The following is a 16,655-nucleotide window of genomic DNA, read 5'->3' as shown; positions in this document are numbered from 1 at the left end:
ACGAGGAGATATTTAATTTTCACGAGTTATAGCGTCCTGCAAATACCATTGAGGAGGATAAGCGCCTGTTGCGTCTTTCCGGTGATTTGATAATTGACGGCGCAGCGTGGGGTTTTGCCATCCCAGCTGATTTGCAAACTGCCGGAGTCATGCGGAACGCGTGCGTAAAGCTGGCTTCCCTGACCGACAACGCCAATCACGGTGTTGGAGGCATCACGCACTTCGGCGCCCATCGGCGGTGCCATCCCCTCGGTGGTATTCAGTGAAATCAATACCGCGGTGCCGCGTAAGGTGGCAAAACTCACCTGACTCACGGCACCGGCATAAGGAACCACACGCTGGCTTCCGCCGTTTAACTCAGCATCGGCGCGCATGTGCAACGTATCGAGGCTGACCGTGTTTTCACGATAAGGGGTGAGCGAGGGCAGCAGCGCATATCCGTTGTAGTCAATGACGGCTCCTTGTCCGTTTTGCACCGCTGCACCTTGGGCGCCCTCGGCATGGATCAACGCGAACGTATCGCTGGTGTAAGGCCCCGCAGTGAGACCGCCACGATGCAGCAGTAAAGTGCCAGACGTGCCTAAACCGACCTGGCGATAGTGATCTCCCTGGCCGTAGTTGGCGCGGACTGCGCCAAAACGGGTGTTTTGCTGCAGGTTGCCCCCAAAGGAGCTCGCTTCTCCGTTGACGCCATTGCGGTAATGCTCAGTTCCTCCGTAGAGCGAATAGGAGAAATCGCGCTGTTCGCCTGCCGAACCTGTTAGTGTCGCCATCGAAGACTGGCTCTGTTTTGACTGGTTGTAGTTGTAGGCCACAGATGAAAGACCCGCACCCCAGTTAAGCGGTACTGAAATATTCACTGAAAGGGTATTTTCGCTGTATCGTTGCTGGCGGCTGCTGTCGAGGTTATCGTTGACGCTCAGGTTAAATTGCTGGGTATTCCACCAGGTGCGTTGACGCGCCACATTGATACCGTAACTGATATTGCGCCAGCTGTTGCTATAGCCGAACTGCAACTGGGTGATGCGTGACTGGTTGTTGTAATAATCGGCGGTGCTGGCGCTTAAACTGACCAGGCCATACGCATCCATTGACTGGCTGAGTGTCGCCGATAAGCGATTACGCTGGTTGAGCGAGTCTGAGTAGTAGTTGATGTCCGCTTGATGCTGGCGTCGAACCCCTAAAACATCCTGAAGGTCGCGAAATCCACGAGTCGAATATCGATAAGCGGCCAGGACCAGGTTGGTGCCGGTCTGAAAGGTCTTACTATAACTCAACTCGGCACGCCAGCCGGAGGTGCGCTGGTCATTTTCGGCCTTAGCCTGGGAAAATGTGGTGTTCAGACCCATCGCACCGATTCCGGTTGCCCAGACACCTCCCAGAAGCCACGCCTGGTAATCTTCCGCCAGCCGTGAACCGACGGTTGCCGTCAAACTATTACTGACGCCGCGCTGCATCACGCCCTCAAAAAAAGCGTTATTCACAGCGTAATATTGGCGCACACGGCCCAGCGCCAGCGAGTAATGCCAATTGCCCGGACGAACCGAATCAGGAACCGAGGAGTAGGGCACCGTGAAGGTAGCGATTTTACCGTTGGCTTCAATCACCTCTACTTCAAAATCTCCCTGACTGCGGGTGTTGTTCAGATCATCAATGATAAACGGGCCAGGCGGCACCACGGTTTCATAGATGACCTTGTTCAACTGTTTCACAATCACACGGGCATTAGATAAGGCGATGCCTCGAATTTCAGGGGCATAACCGCGTCTGCCTTGCGGCCACATACGTTCGTCAGTGGCGAGTTTTACGCCATTAAACGGCAGGCTGCCAAATAGCGAGCTGTCTGTGTAGCTATCGCCAAGGGAAAGCTGGCTATTGATCGACGTCAGTGGCCGTTGCACCCATGTTCGTACCTTGTTGTAGCGATAGCTGCTACCACCCACAATGCTGCTGAGATAGCGAAGATTGCCCTGATGACGCAGCTGCCAGTTGGCGACATTGGTGCCTGCGGTGATCCCGCTCCACAGATATTGATAGCGGTAGGCGGCCGCGCTGTTTTCCGTCCAGGTGTAATTGGTGTTGTGGCGCAGGAATAACGCGGTCATCCCGCCATCCCACTGTTCGGGCGGAATATAACCACGTGGCGTGCGCTTAAGCTCTGACAGGGGCAGCGTGATATTCAGGCGTAACGCGGCGGCATCAAAAGCCCAGCTCCCTTGTGGCGTCCAGTCAACAAGCGGGGCGCACTCGCGATCGATTGGCTGTGCTGGAACCTTTTTTAACGGCAACATTTTCACCAGCGAAAAGGGCAAGCATGGCTCAGCCTCTTTTCCTTGTGCCGGGGGCAAAAATTCCAGCTTCACGCTGGATGACACGAGGGCATTATTGACATAAACATCGACCAGATAATGCCCCGCGGGCAACTCGCTTTGGTTGAATTGCGCGATGTTCTGACCGAAGGCTGAGCCTTTAAACAGCGACGGATCGAAATAATATTCTTCACTGTGCACGGCTGTTGAGAAATAGAATGAAACGGTCAGAAAGAATAAGGGGAATTTCAATTCATTGGGAGTTGATGGGGTAATTTTCACTTATTCTGGCTCCCTGATCGTTAATCGCGTCGAGTTTGACGCTGCCTACACCCTGTAAGCGTTGTTTGGTATGACTGAACCAGCAGGTATGCACGGAGAACGGGGCAACCATTACAGGTTCACACGCATAATTTTTTCCCGCGATACGCAGGGAAATAGCGACGAATGAAGCATGCCAGGGCTGCGCATTATCGATCTGTAATCCGCTGCCTTTTTGGGGATCGATTAGAGTGCGGACTTTAATACCCGATAAAATATTGCCCGGTTTGCCTATTGCCGCCGGGCGATAAAACAATTTCACCCGATTGCGCAGCATGACCGTCATGGCATTCTTATCGGCGGCAGCCTGTGATGCGGGCGGAATTTGCAGCATGTTAAACCAGTAAACGGACTCTCGATCCTGAGGCAGTTTGTCTGGCTGGCTGACGACAATACGCGCGACCTGCCCTGATTTCGGCTGAATACGAAATACCGGCGGCGTAGTGATAAAGGGCACGCGATTAATCTGCTGTGGTTTGGCATCCATATCACCCTCATCAAACCAGGTCTGAATAACATAGGGAATGCTATCGTCGTTTTTAAATTGAATATTGATGGAGCTGACCGGTGCCGGGTAAATGATCCGACTGCCCAGCAGCGTGACGCTTGCTGCTGCCGAGGCTGACATCACGCTGATAAATAACGCGCCCAGGGCATTGCGTAAATACATACAGACAATCTCATGGCATGCAGCGCACGCCCGGATATCCGAACGTACGCTGATTAATTATTACTGGTAAGTCACAGCGTATTGTAATGAAGCAGCCACGGTTCCGGCAGCGGCGACACCATTGGCATAATATTGTGCTTTATAAGTGGCCGAGGATTCGGTCTCATCGGCGGCAAGCGTCAGGTCGCCATCACCGGTATAGCCGCCTGTCAGGTTAATCACCGCGTCTTTACTGTCCACCAGTTGGACCTCAACATTTTTTGCGGTGCCGGTATTCGCCAGGTTGCCATTGGCCGTCACGTTGTTGCCGACAAACACCGTTGAAATTTTTGTTGAGGAAGCTGAGTTGCCGGTACAACCGGTCAAACCTACGGTAAAGGCGGTTTGACCGGCGACATCACCGCTGGCAGCCAGATCGGATTTACTCACAGTTGGCATCAGCACCACCGGTGAGGCAGCATTGCCATTCACCGAGATGGAACAGGTTTCATCAGCCACTTCACCCTGGAAATTAATGGTGTTATCGGACGCTGCAACGGCAGAGGCCGAGAAAAGGGCACCGGTGATAACCAGTGAAAGCAGTGTTTTATGTGTTTGCGTCATTTCGTGTAATCCTTTTACTTAGTGACCCGAGATCAGCTGATTAAGGCTGGTACCGGTCTTTCGTCGAATCGAATCTTTGATGTTGTAAATTTTTTTCATCTCATGGTTCATTGCTATCGAAATGGCAGAAAGTGAATTCCCTTTTAAGGCTAAATCCAGAAAGGTTACTTCCTCATTCGACAGTGCATTAACTCTCCTTGTTGCGCCTCCTTTTAAACCATAATAGGTACTGTTAATCACCTTCTTGATATCCTCTAACCGGTCTTCACAATAAATAACGGAGTGGATTCCCTCACTCTTTATCCAGTGTGCAGCCAGAGCGGCCAGCGGTCGATCGGAGACCAAAACGATGGTCAGCCCGGTGGATTTCAGATAATCAATCCAGTTTTTATTGGTGAGATAACGTAAGTTTTCTCGCGAAAAATCAACGAATATACATCCCCGGCAAAACACACTTTCATAGCGACCAGCGACTAATGAAAGTACACCTTTAATCAGGAAATGATTGTTCCCCGGCCAAATCGCAATTTTTTGTATTGGACAGCGATTAAGAATATCGTTGCTTCGGTTCGTCAGCTGGCAGCCATATTTGCAACTGGCACAGCGTAAGTCCTCTCGTGTGGTATTTTTCATAACAAACTCATCCGCTCCTGTAAGAGCTGCGGATATCCTGGCAGGATAATTGTTTTTATTCAACGAGTTAAGGAAATCAGTCATTTCTTACCCTCAGAAAAGTCTTAGGTTGTACGGGATGGTGATTTTTAAAATTCCATTGTCTTTTCTCAACTTGGCATGATCGTCATCGTTTCATACCCCTATAGAGTTAAGAACTTTCTAAATCCCCCAGGATTAATGGTGAAAATCAGCTTTTAGGATCAAAATTTAGATAGCATTAATTGCTAAATAATTGAATGTTCGTCAGTGTTGAGCCTGATTATCTTTGGTGTGAAAAGTGAGAATTCAGGATTTTTAATTTTTATTTGATGTAATGAAAACTGCCTCTGGTCTGTGGGTTGTGATGCGGCGAGGTAATTGAGTAATGAAGTTCACCTTACGGAAGGGGATATTTATCTCTCTTAGGATTATTCTTACACCTAATGCAGGGTGGATTTGATCTTAAAATGTCCGCGCGGAGAAGATTTTTACATATCATTAGCAATCTTGTGACCGCTTTGATTAGTACAATTAATCAAAGCGGATGAGGGTTCAGCTTACTGGCTATGATTTATCTACGAAATATTTTATTTGGCTAAATCAATTGTTAATGTCTGGTGTTTATTTAATTGATAAAAAAAGACTGTGCATTTAGGAAGACCAGGCGACAAATATTGTCTGGTTGAGGTTACGTTGTGAATTAACGCTGAATTATGAGTCGGGCCAGCGACATTCGTCACTCATGGTTTGTGCCAGTGCGGCGGCAGCATGGGAGAGCTGGTGCTGTTTCAATCGCAAAATGCCCACTCGCCGCTCAATCTGTGGTGCGACCAGCGGCACACAGACCGCACCCAACTCGCGCATCTGCTGAATGCAGAGTGCAGGTACGGCGCTGGCCCCCAATCCACTGGCGACCATTTTTCCAACGGTGACCAATTGGTGACTCTCGTAAGCAACATCGAGTCTTCTGCCGGCCTGTGCCAGTGACTGCTCAAGCAGCAGACGCACCGCTGATGGACGCTGCAAGGTAATGAAATCCAGATGCAGCAGTTCTCGCCAGCTCAGCTGTGGCTTTTTCGCTAACGGGCTATCAGCGGGCACCACGGCAACAAAGCGGTCGCTACCCAGAGGGGTGAAGTGCAGCGCATCGGCCAGTTCGGGTTCAAAGGCGACACCCATCTCCACGCGTCCCTCCTGAACCATCTCCAACACCGTTTCATTGATCACGTCATGCACCGCGATATTGACGCCGGGATAGCGCTGGCGAAAAGCCTTCAGCACCGCAGGCAGCAGGTTGCCAGCAAAAGAGGGCATGGCGGCAATCGACACTTTCCCCAGTTGCAGCGTAAAACGCAGATGCATCGCCTCTTCGGCATTTTCCCAATCCGCCAGCAATCGTCGCGCCATGGGAAAAAAGATCTCACCTTCCGGCGTCAGTGATACGTGGCGAGTGGTGCGCATAAACAACGGTCCGCCCAACGCTTCTTCTAATCCGCTGATCGCCAGGCTCAGCGCCGGTTGCGAAATCGCCAGACGTTCGCTGGCCTGGGCAAAACTCAAAGTGTGAGCGACCGCTAAGAACGCGCGTAACTGCTTGATAGTCATTTTCATTTTGCTTTTGTTAACTTTATGTAAAACAACGATTAACAGAATATTAATAAGAAAAGTAAATGAAAGGCCAATAAAAACAAAATTAACAAATCATTTTTGTGACGCGAGGATGGCTTTATTCGGTGAGCTGAGGAGATGTACAGCAATGGCAGGATTAGACAAACGCGTCACCAGTTATCAGCAGGCGCTGGCTGGATTGCAAGACGACATGACGCTGCTGGCGGGGGGATTTGGCCTGTGCGGCATTCCAGAAAATCTCATCGCCGAAATTCGTCAGCAGGGCATTAAGGGGCTGACCGTGGTCTCGAATAACTGCGGAGTGGATGGCTTTGGCCTCGGGCTGCTGCTGGAGAATCGGCAGATCAAAACCATGATCGCCTCTTACGTCGGTGAGAACGCGCTGTTCGAGCAGCAGATGCTCAGCGGTGAGCTGGAAGTGATTCTCACGCCGCAGGGGACGCTGGCGGAAAAAGTGCGCGCAGGCGGCGCGGGTATACCCGCATTTTATACGGCCACCGGCTATGGCACGCCCGTGGCAGAAGGTAAAGAAGTCAGAGAATTCGATGGGCGCCACTACATTCTGGAACAAGCGATCCGCGGTGACTTCGCCATCGTCAAAGGCTGGAAAGCGGACTGGTACGGCAATGTGATCTATCGCCACACTGCGCAGAATTTTAACCCACTGATGGCGATGGCTGCCCGTGTCACCGTTGTTGAAGTTGAAGAGATTGTGGCGCCAGGTGAACTGGATCCAGCAGCTATTCATACGCCGGGCATTTATGTCGATCGCCTGATACAGGGCAACTTCGAGAAACGCATTGAGAAACGCACCCTGAGTGAAGGAGGCGCACATGCTCACGCGTGAACAGATGGCGCAGCGCGTGGCGCAGGAGCTACGCGATGGCGATTACGTCAATCTTGGCATTGGCATGCCGACGCTGGTGGCCAACTACGTACCTGAGGGCATGGACGTGATGATGCAGTCGGAAAACGGTTTGTTGGGCATGGGGGCGTTTCCCACCGAAGCCGAACTGGATGCCGACATGATCAATGCCGGCAAACAGACGGTGACCGCAAGAAAGGGTGCGGCAATCTTCGATTCGGCACAGTCTTTCGCCATGATCCGCGGCGGCCATGTTGATCTTACCGTGCTGGGCGCGCTGGAAGTGGACGTTAGCGGCAACATCGCATCGTGGATGATCCCCGGAAAAATGGTCAAGGGCATGGGCGGCGCGATGGATTTGGTGGCGGGTGCGGAAAACATCATCGTGATGATGACGCACGCATCAAAGCATGGCGAATCAAAACTGCTGTCCGAATGCACTTTGCCGCTTACCGGCGTCGGCTGTATTCGTAAAGTGATTACTGAACTCGGCTGGCTGGAGATTGAAGAGGGCGCTTTTGTGCTGCGTGAGTATGCGCCGGGCGTCACGCTGGATGAGATCCGTGCAAAGACGGCCGGGCAATTACGCATCGCCGATGATGTCCGTGAAATGCGTTTTTCAAAGGAGGCATCATGAACGAATGTGTGATTGTGGCAGCCACCCGCACGCCCATCGGCCGTTTTCACGGTGCGCTGGCGTCTCTTACTGCTGCAGAACTGGGCCAGCAGGTGATTGCCACACTGCTGAATCAAACCGCGCTCGATCCCGCGCTAATCGATGAGGTCATTATGGGGCAGGTACTCACCGCCGGATGCGGGCAAAACCCTGCGCGCCAGGCGGCCGTGGCGGCGGGCGTGCCTTACAGCGTGCCAGCCAGCACGCTGAACATGGTGTGTGGCTCAGGGCTGAAAGCGGTGATTCAGGCCGCACAAGCCATTCAAAGCGGTGCCGCCGAGATCATTATCGCGGGCGGTCAGGAGAGTATGAGCCAATCCCCTTATTTGCTGCCGGATGCGCGTGGCGGCTGTCGTTTGGGGCACAGTCAACTGATGGACAGCGTGATCCACGATGGTCTGTGGGATGCGTTTAACGACTACCACATGGGGATCACTGCCGAGAATCTGGCCGACGAATACCACATTAGCCGTGCCGATCAGGATGCCTTTGCCTTGCAATCCCAACAGAAAGCGGTGACGGCACAGCAGCAGGGCGCCTTCCGTGCAGAAATCACGCCCGTCACGGTGGCGCAGGCTAAAGGCGAGACATTGGTGATCGGTGAAGATGAACAGCCACGCGCGGACAGTTCAGCAGAGCGGCTGGCGCGTTTGCATGCCGCCTTTAAAAAGGACGGCAGCGTGACCGCAGGTAATGCTTCCAGCCTGAATGATGGCGCGGCCGCCGTGCTGTTGATGTCAGCATCACGCGCCGCTGCTCTAGGGCTGCCGGTGCTGGCGCGATTGACCGGAAGCGGCATGGCCGGTGTGGATCCTGCGGTGATGGGTATCGGCCCGGTGGCTGCCACCAATAAAGCCCTGAAACAGGCTGGTTGGGAGCTGGATCAAGTGGACTTAATCGAAGCTAACGAAGCCTTTGCCGCGCAGGCTCTGGCGGTAGGCAAAGCGCTTAACTGGCAGCCGGAACGGATCAATGTCAACGGCGGTGCCATTGCGCTGGGTCATCCGATTGGTGCCTCCGGCTGCCGCATTCTGGTGACGCTCATTCATGCCTTGCAGCAGCGTGAGCGAAAGCGCGGTCTGGCAACGCTGTGTGTTGGCGGCGGTATGGGCGTCGCCCTGGCGGTTGAACGCCCGGATTGAGGCGGACCGATTCAAATTTTTGGCAATGTCTTTACCTTCAACCCTACAAAATAATAAGGAAGCAACATGAGTGTCGTTATTGCCCTCGCTGCGCTTGGGTTGCTGATGTTAGCCGCCTATCGCGGCTATAGCGTAATTTTGTTCGCCCCGATTGCCGCGCTGTTAGCGGTGCTGTTAACCGAACCGGCTGCGGTCGCGCCGGTGTTCAGCGGTCTGTTTATGGAAAAGATGGTGGGCTTTGTGAAGCTCTACTTCCCGGTGTTTCTGCTGGGTGCCATCTTTGGCAAGTTGATTGAGCTATCCGGCTTCTCACGCTCGATTGTCACGGCGGCCATTGCGCTGCTGGGGCGTCGCCATGCCATCCCGGTGATTGTACTGGTGTGCGCACTGCTGACGTACGGCGGTGTGTCGCTATTTGTAGTGGCCTTTGCTGTTTATCCGTTTGCCGCAGAACTGTTTCGTCAGAGCAATATCCCTAAGCGCTTGATTCCGGCAACGGTGGCTCTGGGTGCGTTCTCCTTCACCATGGATGCACTGCCCGGCACGCCACAAATCCAGAACATCATTCCCGGCAGTTTCTTCGGCACTAACGCCTGGGCTGCGCCATGGTTGGGGTTGATCGGTTCACTCTTCATTATTGTGGTGGGCTTACTGTGGCTGGATCGGCAACGCCGTCGGGCACAGGCCAACCAGGAACCCTATGGCACTAACCTGAAGAATGAGCCAGAAACAGCAGAAGATGTTCGCTTGCCGCATCCGCTGATCGCCATTCTGCCGCTGATTCTGGTCGGGGTGCTCAATCTCTGCTTCACCTGGTGGATCCCGTCATGGTACGGCGCGCAGAGCAGCGTCACGCTACCGGGAAATCCCACGCCGATTCTCACCGATATTAAGAAAACCACCGCGATTTGGGCAGTACAGGCGGCGCTGCTCAGCGGCATTCTGGTGGTGCTGATTTTTGGCTGGCGCAACATTCGCGGTCGTCTGGCAGAAGGCAGTCGTACGGCGGTCGCCGGTGCGTTACTGGCGGCGATGAATACCGCCTCCGAGTACGGTTTTGGTGCGGTAATCGCTGCGTTGCCGGGTTTTGTCGTGCTGTCTGGCGTGCTGCAGGCGATTCCCAACCCGCTGCTCAATGAAGCGATCAGTATTACCGTGCTGGCGGGGATCACCGGTTCGGCATCGGGCGGGATGAGTATTGCGCTGGCAGCGATGGCAGAACACTTCGTGCAGGCGGCGCAGGCCACGGGGATTCCGATGGAAGTGCTGCACCGCGTGGCGGCGATGGCCAGCGGCGGGATGGACACACTGCCTCACAATGGCGCGGTGATCACCTTGCTGGCGATCACCGGGTTAACGCATAAAGAAGCGTATGGTGGCATCTTCGCCATCACCATTATCAAAAGTCTGGCCGTGCTGTTTGTGATTGGGGTGTTTTACCTCACCGGCATTGTCTGAAGGAGGATGAATCGATGCAATTAACGGGAAAAGTGGCACTGGTGACCGGGTCTACCAGCGGTATCGGATTAGGTATCGCGGAGCAACTGGCACTGGCAGGCGCCACGGTAATACTCAACGGTTTTGGCGAAGTGGAACACGCAAAAGCGGTTATCGCTGCCACCGGGGCAACAGTGGACTATCACGCGGCAGACATGTCCGATTCGCAACAAATTGCCGCGATGATTGAGTGGGCGGAAGCGCACTATGGTGCGGTAGATATTCTGGTAAATAATGCCGGTATTCAGTACACCGCGCCGGTGGAATCTTTCCCGGTAGAGAAGTGGGATGCGATTATTGCCATCAATCTCTCTTCGGTGTTTCACACCAGTCGCGCCGTTTTACCCGGCATGCAGGCACGTCACTGGGGGCGCATCATTAATATCGCCTCCGTGCATGGGCTGGTGGCATCGAAAGAGAAAGCCGCCTATGTCGCTGCGAAGCATGGGGTGGTAGGGCTGACAAAAGTGATTGCGCTGGAGAACGCGCAATCACCGATCACCTGCAACGCCATCTGTCCGGGCTGGGTGCTAACGCCGCTGGTGCAGCAGCAGATCGATAAACGCATTGCAGCCGGCGAGGATGCCGAAACCGCGCGCCTGGCGTTATTGTCAGAAAAACAACCTGCTCAGGCTTTTGTTACACCTGAGCAGTTGGGAGCATTGGTGCTGTTTCTGTGCAGTGAGGGCGGTGCGCAGGTGCGCGGCGCGGCCTGGAACATGGATGGCGGCTGGCTGGCGCAGTAATGCATCACGGCTTTATCCACGCGGCAATACACTCTTTCATCACGTGCAGGCGCTCATCCAGCGCCGCTTTGGCACTGAGATCCTGCTGATAGATAATCGACAGCGTTGACTGATTGATCAGATAGAAAAAGCCCAGCGCGGAGATATTGATGTTGAGTTGCATCACATCGATATCCTCGCGCACGTTTCCTTCGGCGCGTCCTCGTTGCAGCAATTGCTGGGTGATACTGCTCCAGCTCTGATTAATCTGCACGGTGATGTCAGAATCTTTGAGATGCCGCGCCTTGAGCTGATTTTCACTGTTGAGCAGGCGAATGAACTCGGGGTTTTTCAGGTAATAGTGCCAGGTGAACTCCACCAGCTGCAAAATTGCCTGATCGGCGGGGAGGTGATCGAGCTTTAAGGCTGCTTCCTGCTCGCGAATGTCACGATAGGCTTCTTCCAGCACGCGGGTAAACAGAATGTCTTTGTTAGTGAAGTAGTAGTAAATCAGTTGCTTATTGGCATGAGCGCGTTCGGCGATGCTATCAACGCGTGCACCGTCGAATCCTTTCTCAGCGAACTCTGCGCGCGCGGCCATCAGTATCCGCACCTGCTTATCCGTGACATCCTCAATGTTACTCGCAACACGATCAACCAAAGCAGAATCCCCACATATCACTGTTTTACTGAGCATTATAGTGCCTCTTTTTGCGCATAAAACAAGGGCAAAAGATTTTCAACTAACTAGTTGGTTATGTGAATTCGATCAAAGTCAGGTCTCTTTCTGCCCATTATAGTGACGTCATCAACCAGTTAGTTGATTGATTATGAATCAGCGAACGGCGGAGCGTTGAAATAGATGTTGAACGTGTTACTTCCATCACAAACGACTTTGAGGTGAATACATGGCGCAGATTCCAGTGGGCATCATCATGCACGGCGTGACCGGGCGAATGGGTAAAAATCAACATCTCATCCGTTCGATTGTGCAGATTCGGCAGCAGGGCGGTGTGGCGCTGGCCAATGGCGACCGATTGATGCCCGATCCGATTCTGATTGGCCGCAACGCGGAAAAAATGGCTGCGCTGGCGCGGGAATTTGGTATCGAACGTTGGGGAACCAACATTGATGAAGCACTGAATAATCCGCATGACATCATCTTTTTTGATGCAGCCACCACCCAGGCACGTCCGGCTTTGCTGAAGAAAGCCATCAGCAAGGGGAAACACGTTTATTCGGAAAAGCCGGTAGCGATGGGGCTGGATGATGCGCTGGATCTATACCATTTCGCACAAGAAAAAGGCGTGTGTCACGGCGTGGTGCAGGACAAGTTGTGGCTGCCGGGTTTGCAAAAGCTGCGTTTGCTAAATGAATCCGGCTTCTTTGGTCGTGTGTTATCGGTGCGCGGTGAATTTGGCTACTGGGTATTTGAAGGCGATCGCCAACCGGCCCAGCGTCCATCCTGGAACTACCGCAGCGAAGATGGCGGCGGCATTATCCTCGACATGATTTGCCACTGGCGCTACGTCATCGACAACCTGTTCGGTGAAATCAAAAGCCTGAGCTGCATCGGCGCAACCCACATTCCACAGCGCTGGGATGAACAGCAGCAACCTTATGACGCCACGGCGGATGACGCGGTGTACGCCACCTTCGAACTGCACAACGGCGCGATTGTTCAGATCAACAGTTCATGGTGCGTGCGCGTGCGCCGCGATGATCTGGTGACATTCCAGGTGGATGGCGTCAACGGTTCAGCGGTGGCTGGCCTTAGCGATTGCTTTACGCAGGCTAGCGTCAATACGCCAAAGCCGGTCTGGAATCCGGATATCCGTCAAACCCATAACTTCTTCGATGACTGGGCCAGCGTGCCGGATACCCAGGTCTACGACAATGCATTCAAAGTGCAGTGGGAGCTGTTTTTACGCCACGTCTGGGGCGAAGGGGAATATCGCTGGGATCTGTTGGAAGGAGCCAAAGGTCTGCAACTGGTCGATCTGGCATTGAAAAGCTGGAAAGAGCGTCGCTGGGTTGATGTGCCATCGCTGGAACGCTAAGGAGCCGAACATGAGTCGTCCCCATTCCGAACAGCTTTCGCTCAACACGGCGACCGTGCGCCAGCAGTGGGATTTACGCCAAATCATTGAAGGTTGTGCGCGCCATGAGATTCGCGGCATCTCGCCGTGGCGCGATCAGGTAGCAAACATCGGTTTAGCAGAAGCGGCGCGGCTGATTCGTCATCACGATCTGCGGGTGAGTGGCTACTGCCGGGGCGGCATGTTTCCCGGCGTTGATCAGCAAGCACGCCAGGCGACCCTGGCCGACAACCAGCGAGCGGTGGATGAAGCGCTGGAATTGGGCGCAGAGTGCCTTGTGCTGGTGGTCGGCGGTTTGCCGCCAGGTTCGAAAGATCTGCCGGGGGCGCGACAGCAAGTGCGTGATGGACTCAGCGCTCTGCTGGAGTACGCCCGCGCGGGCGGCATGCCGCTGGCGATTGAACCGCTGCATCCCATGTACGCGGCGGATCGTGCCTGCATCAACACGCTGAAACAGGCTAACGACCTCTGCGATGAGCTGGGCGACGACGGACTGGGGATTGCCGTCGATGTCTATCACACCTGGTGGGATGCTGAGTTTTATCAGGAAATCGCCCGTGCGGGTCTGAAACGGCTGCTGGCGTTTCATATCTGCGACTGGCTAACGCCTACGCGGGATCTGCTGGAGGATCGCGGCATGATGGGCGATGGCGTTATCGATATCCGCGCGATGCGGGAAGCGGTAGAAGCCCAGGGTTATCGCGGACTACATGAAGTGGAAATTTTCTCCCGCCTGAACTGGTGGACTCAGGATCCAGATGAGGTGCTTAAGACCTGCAAGGCTCGCCATCTGGCGCACGGTTAACCGTATCTGACAGAGCTGAAAAGCTGTTTTCGTCGGTCACAGACATTGTCGAGGAAAAGATGAATACAGATACCCGCAAAATGATTCTGGTCACCGTGCTGTGCGGCCTTGGCTACATGATGTACTCGGTGGATCGCATGACGGTGTCATCAGCCATCGGGCTGATCGCTGGAGAGTTTGGTCTCGGTAAAGCGGAGAGTGGCATTCTGCTCTCCTCCTTCTTTTTTGGCTTCATCGTCTTTCTGTTCATTTCCGGCATTATCGCCGACAAGTTAAGCGGCAAACCGGTATTGATTCTCGGCCTGATGATGTTTTCACTGGCGACACTGTTAACGGGTGTCGCCGGCAGCATGACCAGCCTGATTTTTTACCGCGTGATGACGGGCATCGGTGAGGGCATCTTCTGGCCTGCCGCCTCGCTCGAAGTGGCCAACGTGACCAGCGAAAAACAGCGCACAACGGTCATGTCGCTCTATTGGATGGGGTATCCGATTGGCGGATTCCTTGGCACCTGGATGGGCGCCATGCTCGGTCCGATCTTTGGCTGGCGCGTGGTGTTCTACGTGGCGGGCGCGATGGGCATGCTGGTGGCGCTGTTGTATCTGGTGCTGGTGAAAAATGATCGTAAACCTGCCGAGTTGATTGCACGCCAGGCAGCGGAAAAAGTGCCATTAAAAACCTTGTTCCGCCATGCGCCGGTGTTGCTGATGGCTGCGTTCTATTTCGTGCTGCTGGCAGGCTGGTGGATTGTGCTGCTGTGGGCACCGAGCTATTTGATGCAGGTAAAAAATCTGTCGATTGGTGCCGCAGGCACCATCGCCAGCCTGCTCGGCATTACCGGGGCTTTGGGCGGCTTTGTGCTGGGACGCTACTGTGATAAAGGCGATTTCAAACGCCGTCGCACCATTCTGATGACCATTACTTTTATCAGCGGGCTGGTGATGGCCGCCATGGCATTCAATCTTTCGGTGCCGTTGGTGATTGTGCTGGTGCTGATCCTCGGTTTCCTTGGCTATCCGATTACACCCATTGTTCTCTCGCTCACTGCTGAACTGGTGCCGCCTTCTCTGCGCGGTTCCGCCATCGGCTTTGTGATGAATATGGGGATGGCGGCGGGCGGCATCTCGCCAATTGTGGCGGGTTATTACGCGCAGCATTACACCCTGCAACCGGTCTGGCTGGTGGCCGCCTGCGTCATTATCTGCAGCAGCCTGGTATTGCTGGGGGTGCGTCGCCTGCCTATCGGAAGCCACAACAGTTCGCAGAATGTGATGCCGTCCGGGCATCTGGCAAAACACTGAAATAAGGAACAGAACCATGTCTGTGAGCAATAAAGTGCGTTTACTGGATCGCAACGGTCAGCCCTACAGCTACATCATGCAGGGTGAGCGCCACTGGAGCGTACCGGCGAAACCGCTATTTAACCGTGACGTGTATGCCGCTGCGCATGTGGTTGCCGACCCGCAGCGCATGCAAAATCCACATAGCGATATGGCGATTGACTGGGACAGCACGCTGGAATATCGCGATCATTTAATGTCGCTGGGATTGGGCATCGCGGAAGCCATGGATACCGCGCAACGCGGCATGGGGCTGGATTGGCCAACCGCGCTGGAGCTTATAAAACGCAGCGTTGAGCAAGCGAAAGCGTATCCGGGGGCACGGGTCGCCAGCGGGGCTGGCACCGATCATCTGACGGACTTTTCCCAACTGACCTTACAGGATGTGATTGCCGCGTATGAGCAGCAAATCTCAGCAATCGAAGCCTGTGGCGGCCGTATTATCTTAATGGCTAGTCGCGCGCTCGCCGCCATTGCTAAAGGGCCAGAGGATTACATCACCGTTTACAGCACGCTTCTGCGCCAGGTGCGTGAGCCGGTTATTTTGCACTGGCTGGGGGACATGTTTGATCCCGCACTACGCGGTTACTGGGGCGGCGCGACGATTCACAGTGCGATGGAGGTTTGCCTTGCGGTGATTCGCGAAAATCAGGAAAAAGTGGAGGGGATAAAAATCTCCTTGCTGGATAAAGATCGTGAAATTGAGATGCGGCTCCTGCTGCCGGCTTCCGTTAAAATGTATACCGGCGATGACTTTAACTATCCCGAACTGATCGCCGGGGATGAGCAAGGTTTCTCGCACGCGCTTCTGGGTATCCTCGACGGCATTGCACCGGCCGCCACCAGCGCACTGCATGCATTGGCGCAGGGCGATCGCGCCACCTTTGAACGCATACTGGCACCGACAGTGCCGCTGGCACGCCATTTGTTCTCGGCACCCACGCAGTATTACAAGGCGGGCATCGTGTTCCTGGCCTGGTTGAATGGCCATCAGAAGCATTTCACCTTGCTTGGCGGCATGCAGAGTGCGCGCAGTCTGACGCACTACTCTGAAGCGTTCAGACTGGCGGATGAGGCTGGTTTGCTGAATAACGCGGATGTGGCTGCTGAACGCATGTGGCTACTGGCGAAAATGCACGGTATTTAGCCTTTCGGCTTAACGCGGTTAGAGGCTATTTAAGCCGTCCGGATTTCTGACGGAAAAGAAGACTCACTCGGTTAGAGCGAAAAAAAGCCCGCCATTGGCGTAATGCCGATCAGTTAAGACAAAAATGATCGGTTGAATGATCCGGCAGTTCTGCAAAAATCCGTAATCTCTCA

General features: G+C 54.0%; 15 protein-coding genes. 9 read left to right on the top strand and 6 right to left on the bottom strand.

From position 1 onward, the window contains the following. Positions 1-26: 26 nt before the first annotated feature. The 5 genes from QMZ65_RS12005 to QMZ65_RS11985 form a co-directional block, all read right to left on the bottom strand. Positions 27-2,591 (bottom strand): fimbrial outer membrane usher protein, encoded by a 2,565-nt coding sequence (locus QMZ65_RS12005; RefSeq protein ID WP_502921525.1) that lies wholly within the window; start codon positions 2,589-2,591, stop codon positions 27-29. Beyond that, complete coding sequence (locus QMZ65_RS12000) at positions 2,563-3,300, bottom strand: fimbria/pilus periplasmic chaperone (RefSeq protein WP_283216040.1); 738 nt, start codon at positions 3,298-3,300, stop codon at positions 2,563-2,565. The genes QMZ65_RS12005 and QMZ65_RS12000 overlap by 29 nt, the downstream gene beginning before the upstream one ends. Positions 3,301-3,360: 60 nt before the next feature. After that, positions 3,361-3,903: a fimbrial protein gene (locus QMZ65_RS11995; RefSeq protein WP_097117773.1), complete on the bottom strand. Its 543-nt coding sequence runs from the start codon at positions 3,901-3,903 to the stop codon at positions 3,361-3,363. Between the two features lie 18 nt (positions 3,904-3,921). Next, positions 3,922-4,620, bottom strand: coding sequence for a LuxR family transcriptional regulator (locus QMZ65_RS11990; RefSeq protein WP_283216039.1), 699 nt, complete (start codon positions 4,618-4,620; stop codon positions 3,922-3,924). 648 nt (positions 4,621-5,268) lie between these two features. Then, complete coding sequence (locus QMZ65_RS11985; protein WP_283216038.1) at positions 5,269-6,168, bottom strand: LysR family transcriptional regulator; 900 nt, start codon at positions 6,166-6,168, stop codon at positions 5,269-5,271. A gap of 145 nt (positions 6,169-6,313) precedes the next feature. Between QMZ65_RS11985 and QMZ65_RS11980 the strand changes: the two genes are divergently transcribed. The 5 genes from QMZ65_RS11980 (at position 6,314) to QMZ65_RS11960 (ending at position 11,112) form a co-directional block, all read left to right on the top strand. Then, complete coding sequence (locus QMZ65_RS11980; RefSeq protein ID WP_034822730.1) at positions 6,314-7,033, top strand: CoA transferase subunit A; 720 nt, start codon at positions 6,314-6,316, stop codon at positions 7,031-7,033. Beyond that, positions 7,020-7,688, top strand: a complete 669-nt coding sequence (locus QMZ65_RS11975) for a CoA transferase subunit B (RefSeq protein ID WP_283216037.1) — start codon at positions 7,020-7,022, stop codon at positions 7,686-7,688. Before QMZ65_RS11980 ends, QMZ65_RS11975 begins: the two co-directional genes overlap by 14 nt. After that, the gene (locus QMZ65_RS11970) at positions 7,685-8,869 is read left to right on the top strand and encodes an acetyl-CoA C-acetyltransferase (RefSeq protein WP_283216036.1); all 1,185 of its coding nucleotides are present in this window, start codon (positions 7,685-7,687) and stop codon (positions 8,867-8,869) included. Before QMZ65_RS11975 ends, QMZ65_RS11970 begins: the two co-directional genes overlap by 4 nt. A gap of 66 nt (positions 8,870-8,935) precedes the next feature. After that, positions 8,936-10,327 (top strand): GntP family permease, encoded by a 1,392-nt coding sequence (locus tag QMZ65_RS11965; RefSeq protein WP_097117778.1) that lies wholly within the window; start codon positions 8,936-8,938, stop codon positions 10,325-10,327. Positions 10,328-10,341: 14 nt separating this feature from the next. Then, positions 10,342-11,112 carry a 3-hydroxybutyrate dehydrogenase gene (locus tag QMZ65_RS11960; protein ID WP_097117779.1) on the top strand — a complete coding sequence of 257 codons (771 nt, stop codon included), beginning with the start codon at positions 10,342-10,344 and terminating at the stop codon, positions 11,110-11,112. A gap of 4 nt (positions 11,113-11,116) precedes the next feature. Here the strand turns inward: QMZ65_RS11960 and QMZ65_RS11955 are convergent, their stop codons facing one another. Beyond that, positions 11,117-11,752, bottom strand: a complete 636-nt coding sequence (locus QMZ65_RS11955) for a TetR/AcrR family transcriptional regulator (RefSeq protein WP_283216035.1) — start codon at positions 11,750-11,752, stop codon at positions 11,117-11,119. Positions 11,753-11,999: 247 nt separating this feature from the next. On the opposite strand from QMZ65_RS11955, the gene QMZ65_RS11950 reads away from it, so the two are divergent. The 4 genes from QMZ65_RS11950 to QMZ65_RS11935 are packed head-to-tail and all read left to right on the top strand — an operon-like array spanning position 12,000 to position 16,482. After that, positions 12,000-13,151: a Gfo/Idh/MocA family protein gene (locus QMZ65_RS11950; protein WP_034827454.1), complete on the top strand. Its 1,152-nt coding sequence runs from the start codon at positions 12,000-12,002 to the stop codon at positions 13,149-13,151. A 10-nt stretch (positions 13,152-13,161) separates the two neighbouring features. Continuing rightward, positions 13,162-13,995 carry a sugar phosphate isomerase/epimerase family protein gene (locus QMZ65_RS11945; protein WP_160866805.1) on the top strand — a complete coding sequence of 278 codons (834 nt, stop codon included), beginning with the start codon at positions 13,162-13,164 and terminating at the stop codon, positions 13,993-13,995. Between the two features lie 59 nt (positions 13,996-14,054). Further along, the gene (locus QMZ65_RS11940) at positions 14,055-15,296 is read left to right on the top strand and encodes an MFS transporter (protein ID WP_058961267.1); all 1,242 of its coding nucleotides are present in this window, start codon (positions 14,055-14,057) and stop codon (positions 15,294-15,296) included. Between the two features lie 16 nt (positions 15,297-15,312). Next, positions 15,313-16,482, top strand: coding sequence for a dihydrodipicolinate synthase family protein (locus QMZ65_RS11935; RefSeq protein WP_283216034.1), 1,170 nt, complete (start codon positions 15,313-15,315; stop codon positions 16,480-16,482). Positions 16,483-16,655: the final 173 nt, after the last annotated feature.

Origin of the sequence: Pantoea sp. EABMAA-21 (genome assembly GCF_030053335.1) — a bacterium.
GTDB lineage: Bacteria > Pseudomonadota > Gammaproteobacteria > Enterobacterales > Enterobacteriaceae > Pantoea > Pantoea communis.
Note: the sequence above shows the minus strand (reverse complement) of the source record. Positions and strands in the feature narration are given on the sequence as shown.

Excerpts from the sequence above, each read along its gene's own strand:
- QMZ65_RS11965 (WP_097117778.1), top strand. The coding sequence starts at position 8,936 with ATGAGTGTCGTTATTGCCCTCGCTGCGCTTGGGTTGCTGATGTTAGCC.
- QMZ65_RS11990 (WP_283216039.1), bottom strand. The coding sequence starts at position 4,620 with ATGACTGATTTCCTTAACTCGTTGAATAAAAACAATTATCCTGCCAGG.
- QMZ65_RS11960 (WP_097117779.1), top strand. The coding sequence starts at position 10,342 with ATGCAATTAACGGGAAAAGTGGCACTGGTGACCGGGTCTACCAGCGGT.
- QMZ65_RS11970 (WP_283216036.1), top strand. The coding sequence starts at position 7,685 with ATGAACGAATGTGTGATTGTGGCAGCCACCCGCACGCCCATCGGCCGT.
- QMZ65_RS11950 (WP_034827454.1), top strand. The coding sequence starts at position 12,000 with ATGGCGCAGATTCCAGTGGGCATCATCATGCACGGCGTGACCGGGCGA.
- QMZ65_RS12000 (WP_283216040.1), bottom strand. The coding sequence starts at position 3,300 with ATGTATTTACGCAATGCCCTGGGCGCGTTATTTATCAGCGTGATGTCA.
- QMZ65_RS11935 (WP_283216034.1), top strand. The coding sequence starts at position 15,313 with ATGTCTGTGAGCAATAAAGTGCGTTTACTGGATCGCAACGGTCAGCCC.
- QMZ65_RS11995 (WP_097117773.1), bottom strand. The coding sequence starts at position 3,903 with ATGACGCAAACACATAAAACACTGCTTTCACTGGTTATCACCGGTGCC.
- QMZ65_RS11980 (WP_034822730.1), top strand. The coding sequence starts at position 6,314 with ATGGCAGGATTAGACAAACGCGTCACCAGTTATCAGCAGGCGCTGGCT.
- QMZ65_RS11940 (WP_058961267.1), top strand. The coding sequence starts at position 14,055 with ATGAATACAGATACCCGCAAAATGATTCTGGTCACCGTGCTGTGCGGC.
- QMZ65_RS11945 (WP_160866805.1), top strand. The coding sequence starts at position 13,162 with ATGAGTCGTCCCCATTCCGAACAGCTTTCGCTCAACACGGCGACCGTG.
- QMZ65_RS11975 (WP_283216037.1), top strand. The coding sequence starts at position 7,020 with ATGCTCACGCGTGAACAGATGGCGCAGCGCGTGGCGCAGGAGCTACGC.
- QMZ65_RS11985 (WP_283216038.1), bottom strand. The coding sequence starts at position 6,168 with ATGAAAATGACTATCAAGCAGTTACGCGCGTTCTTAGCGGTCGCTCAC.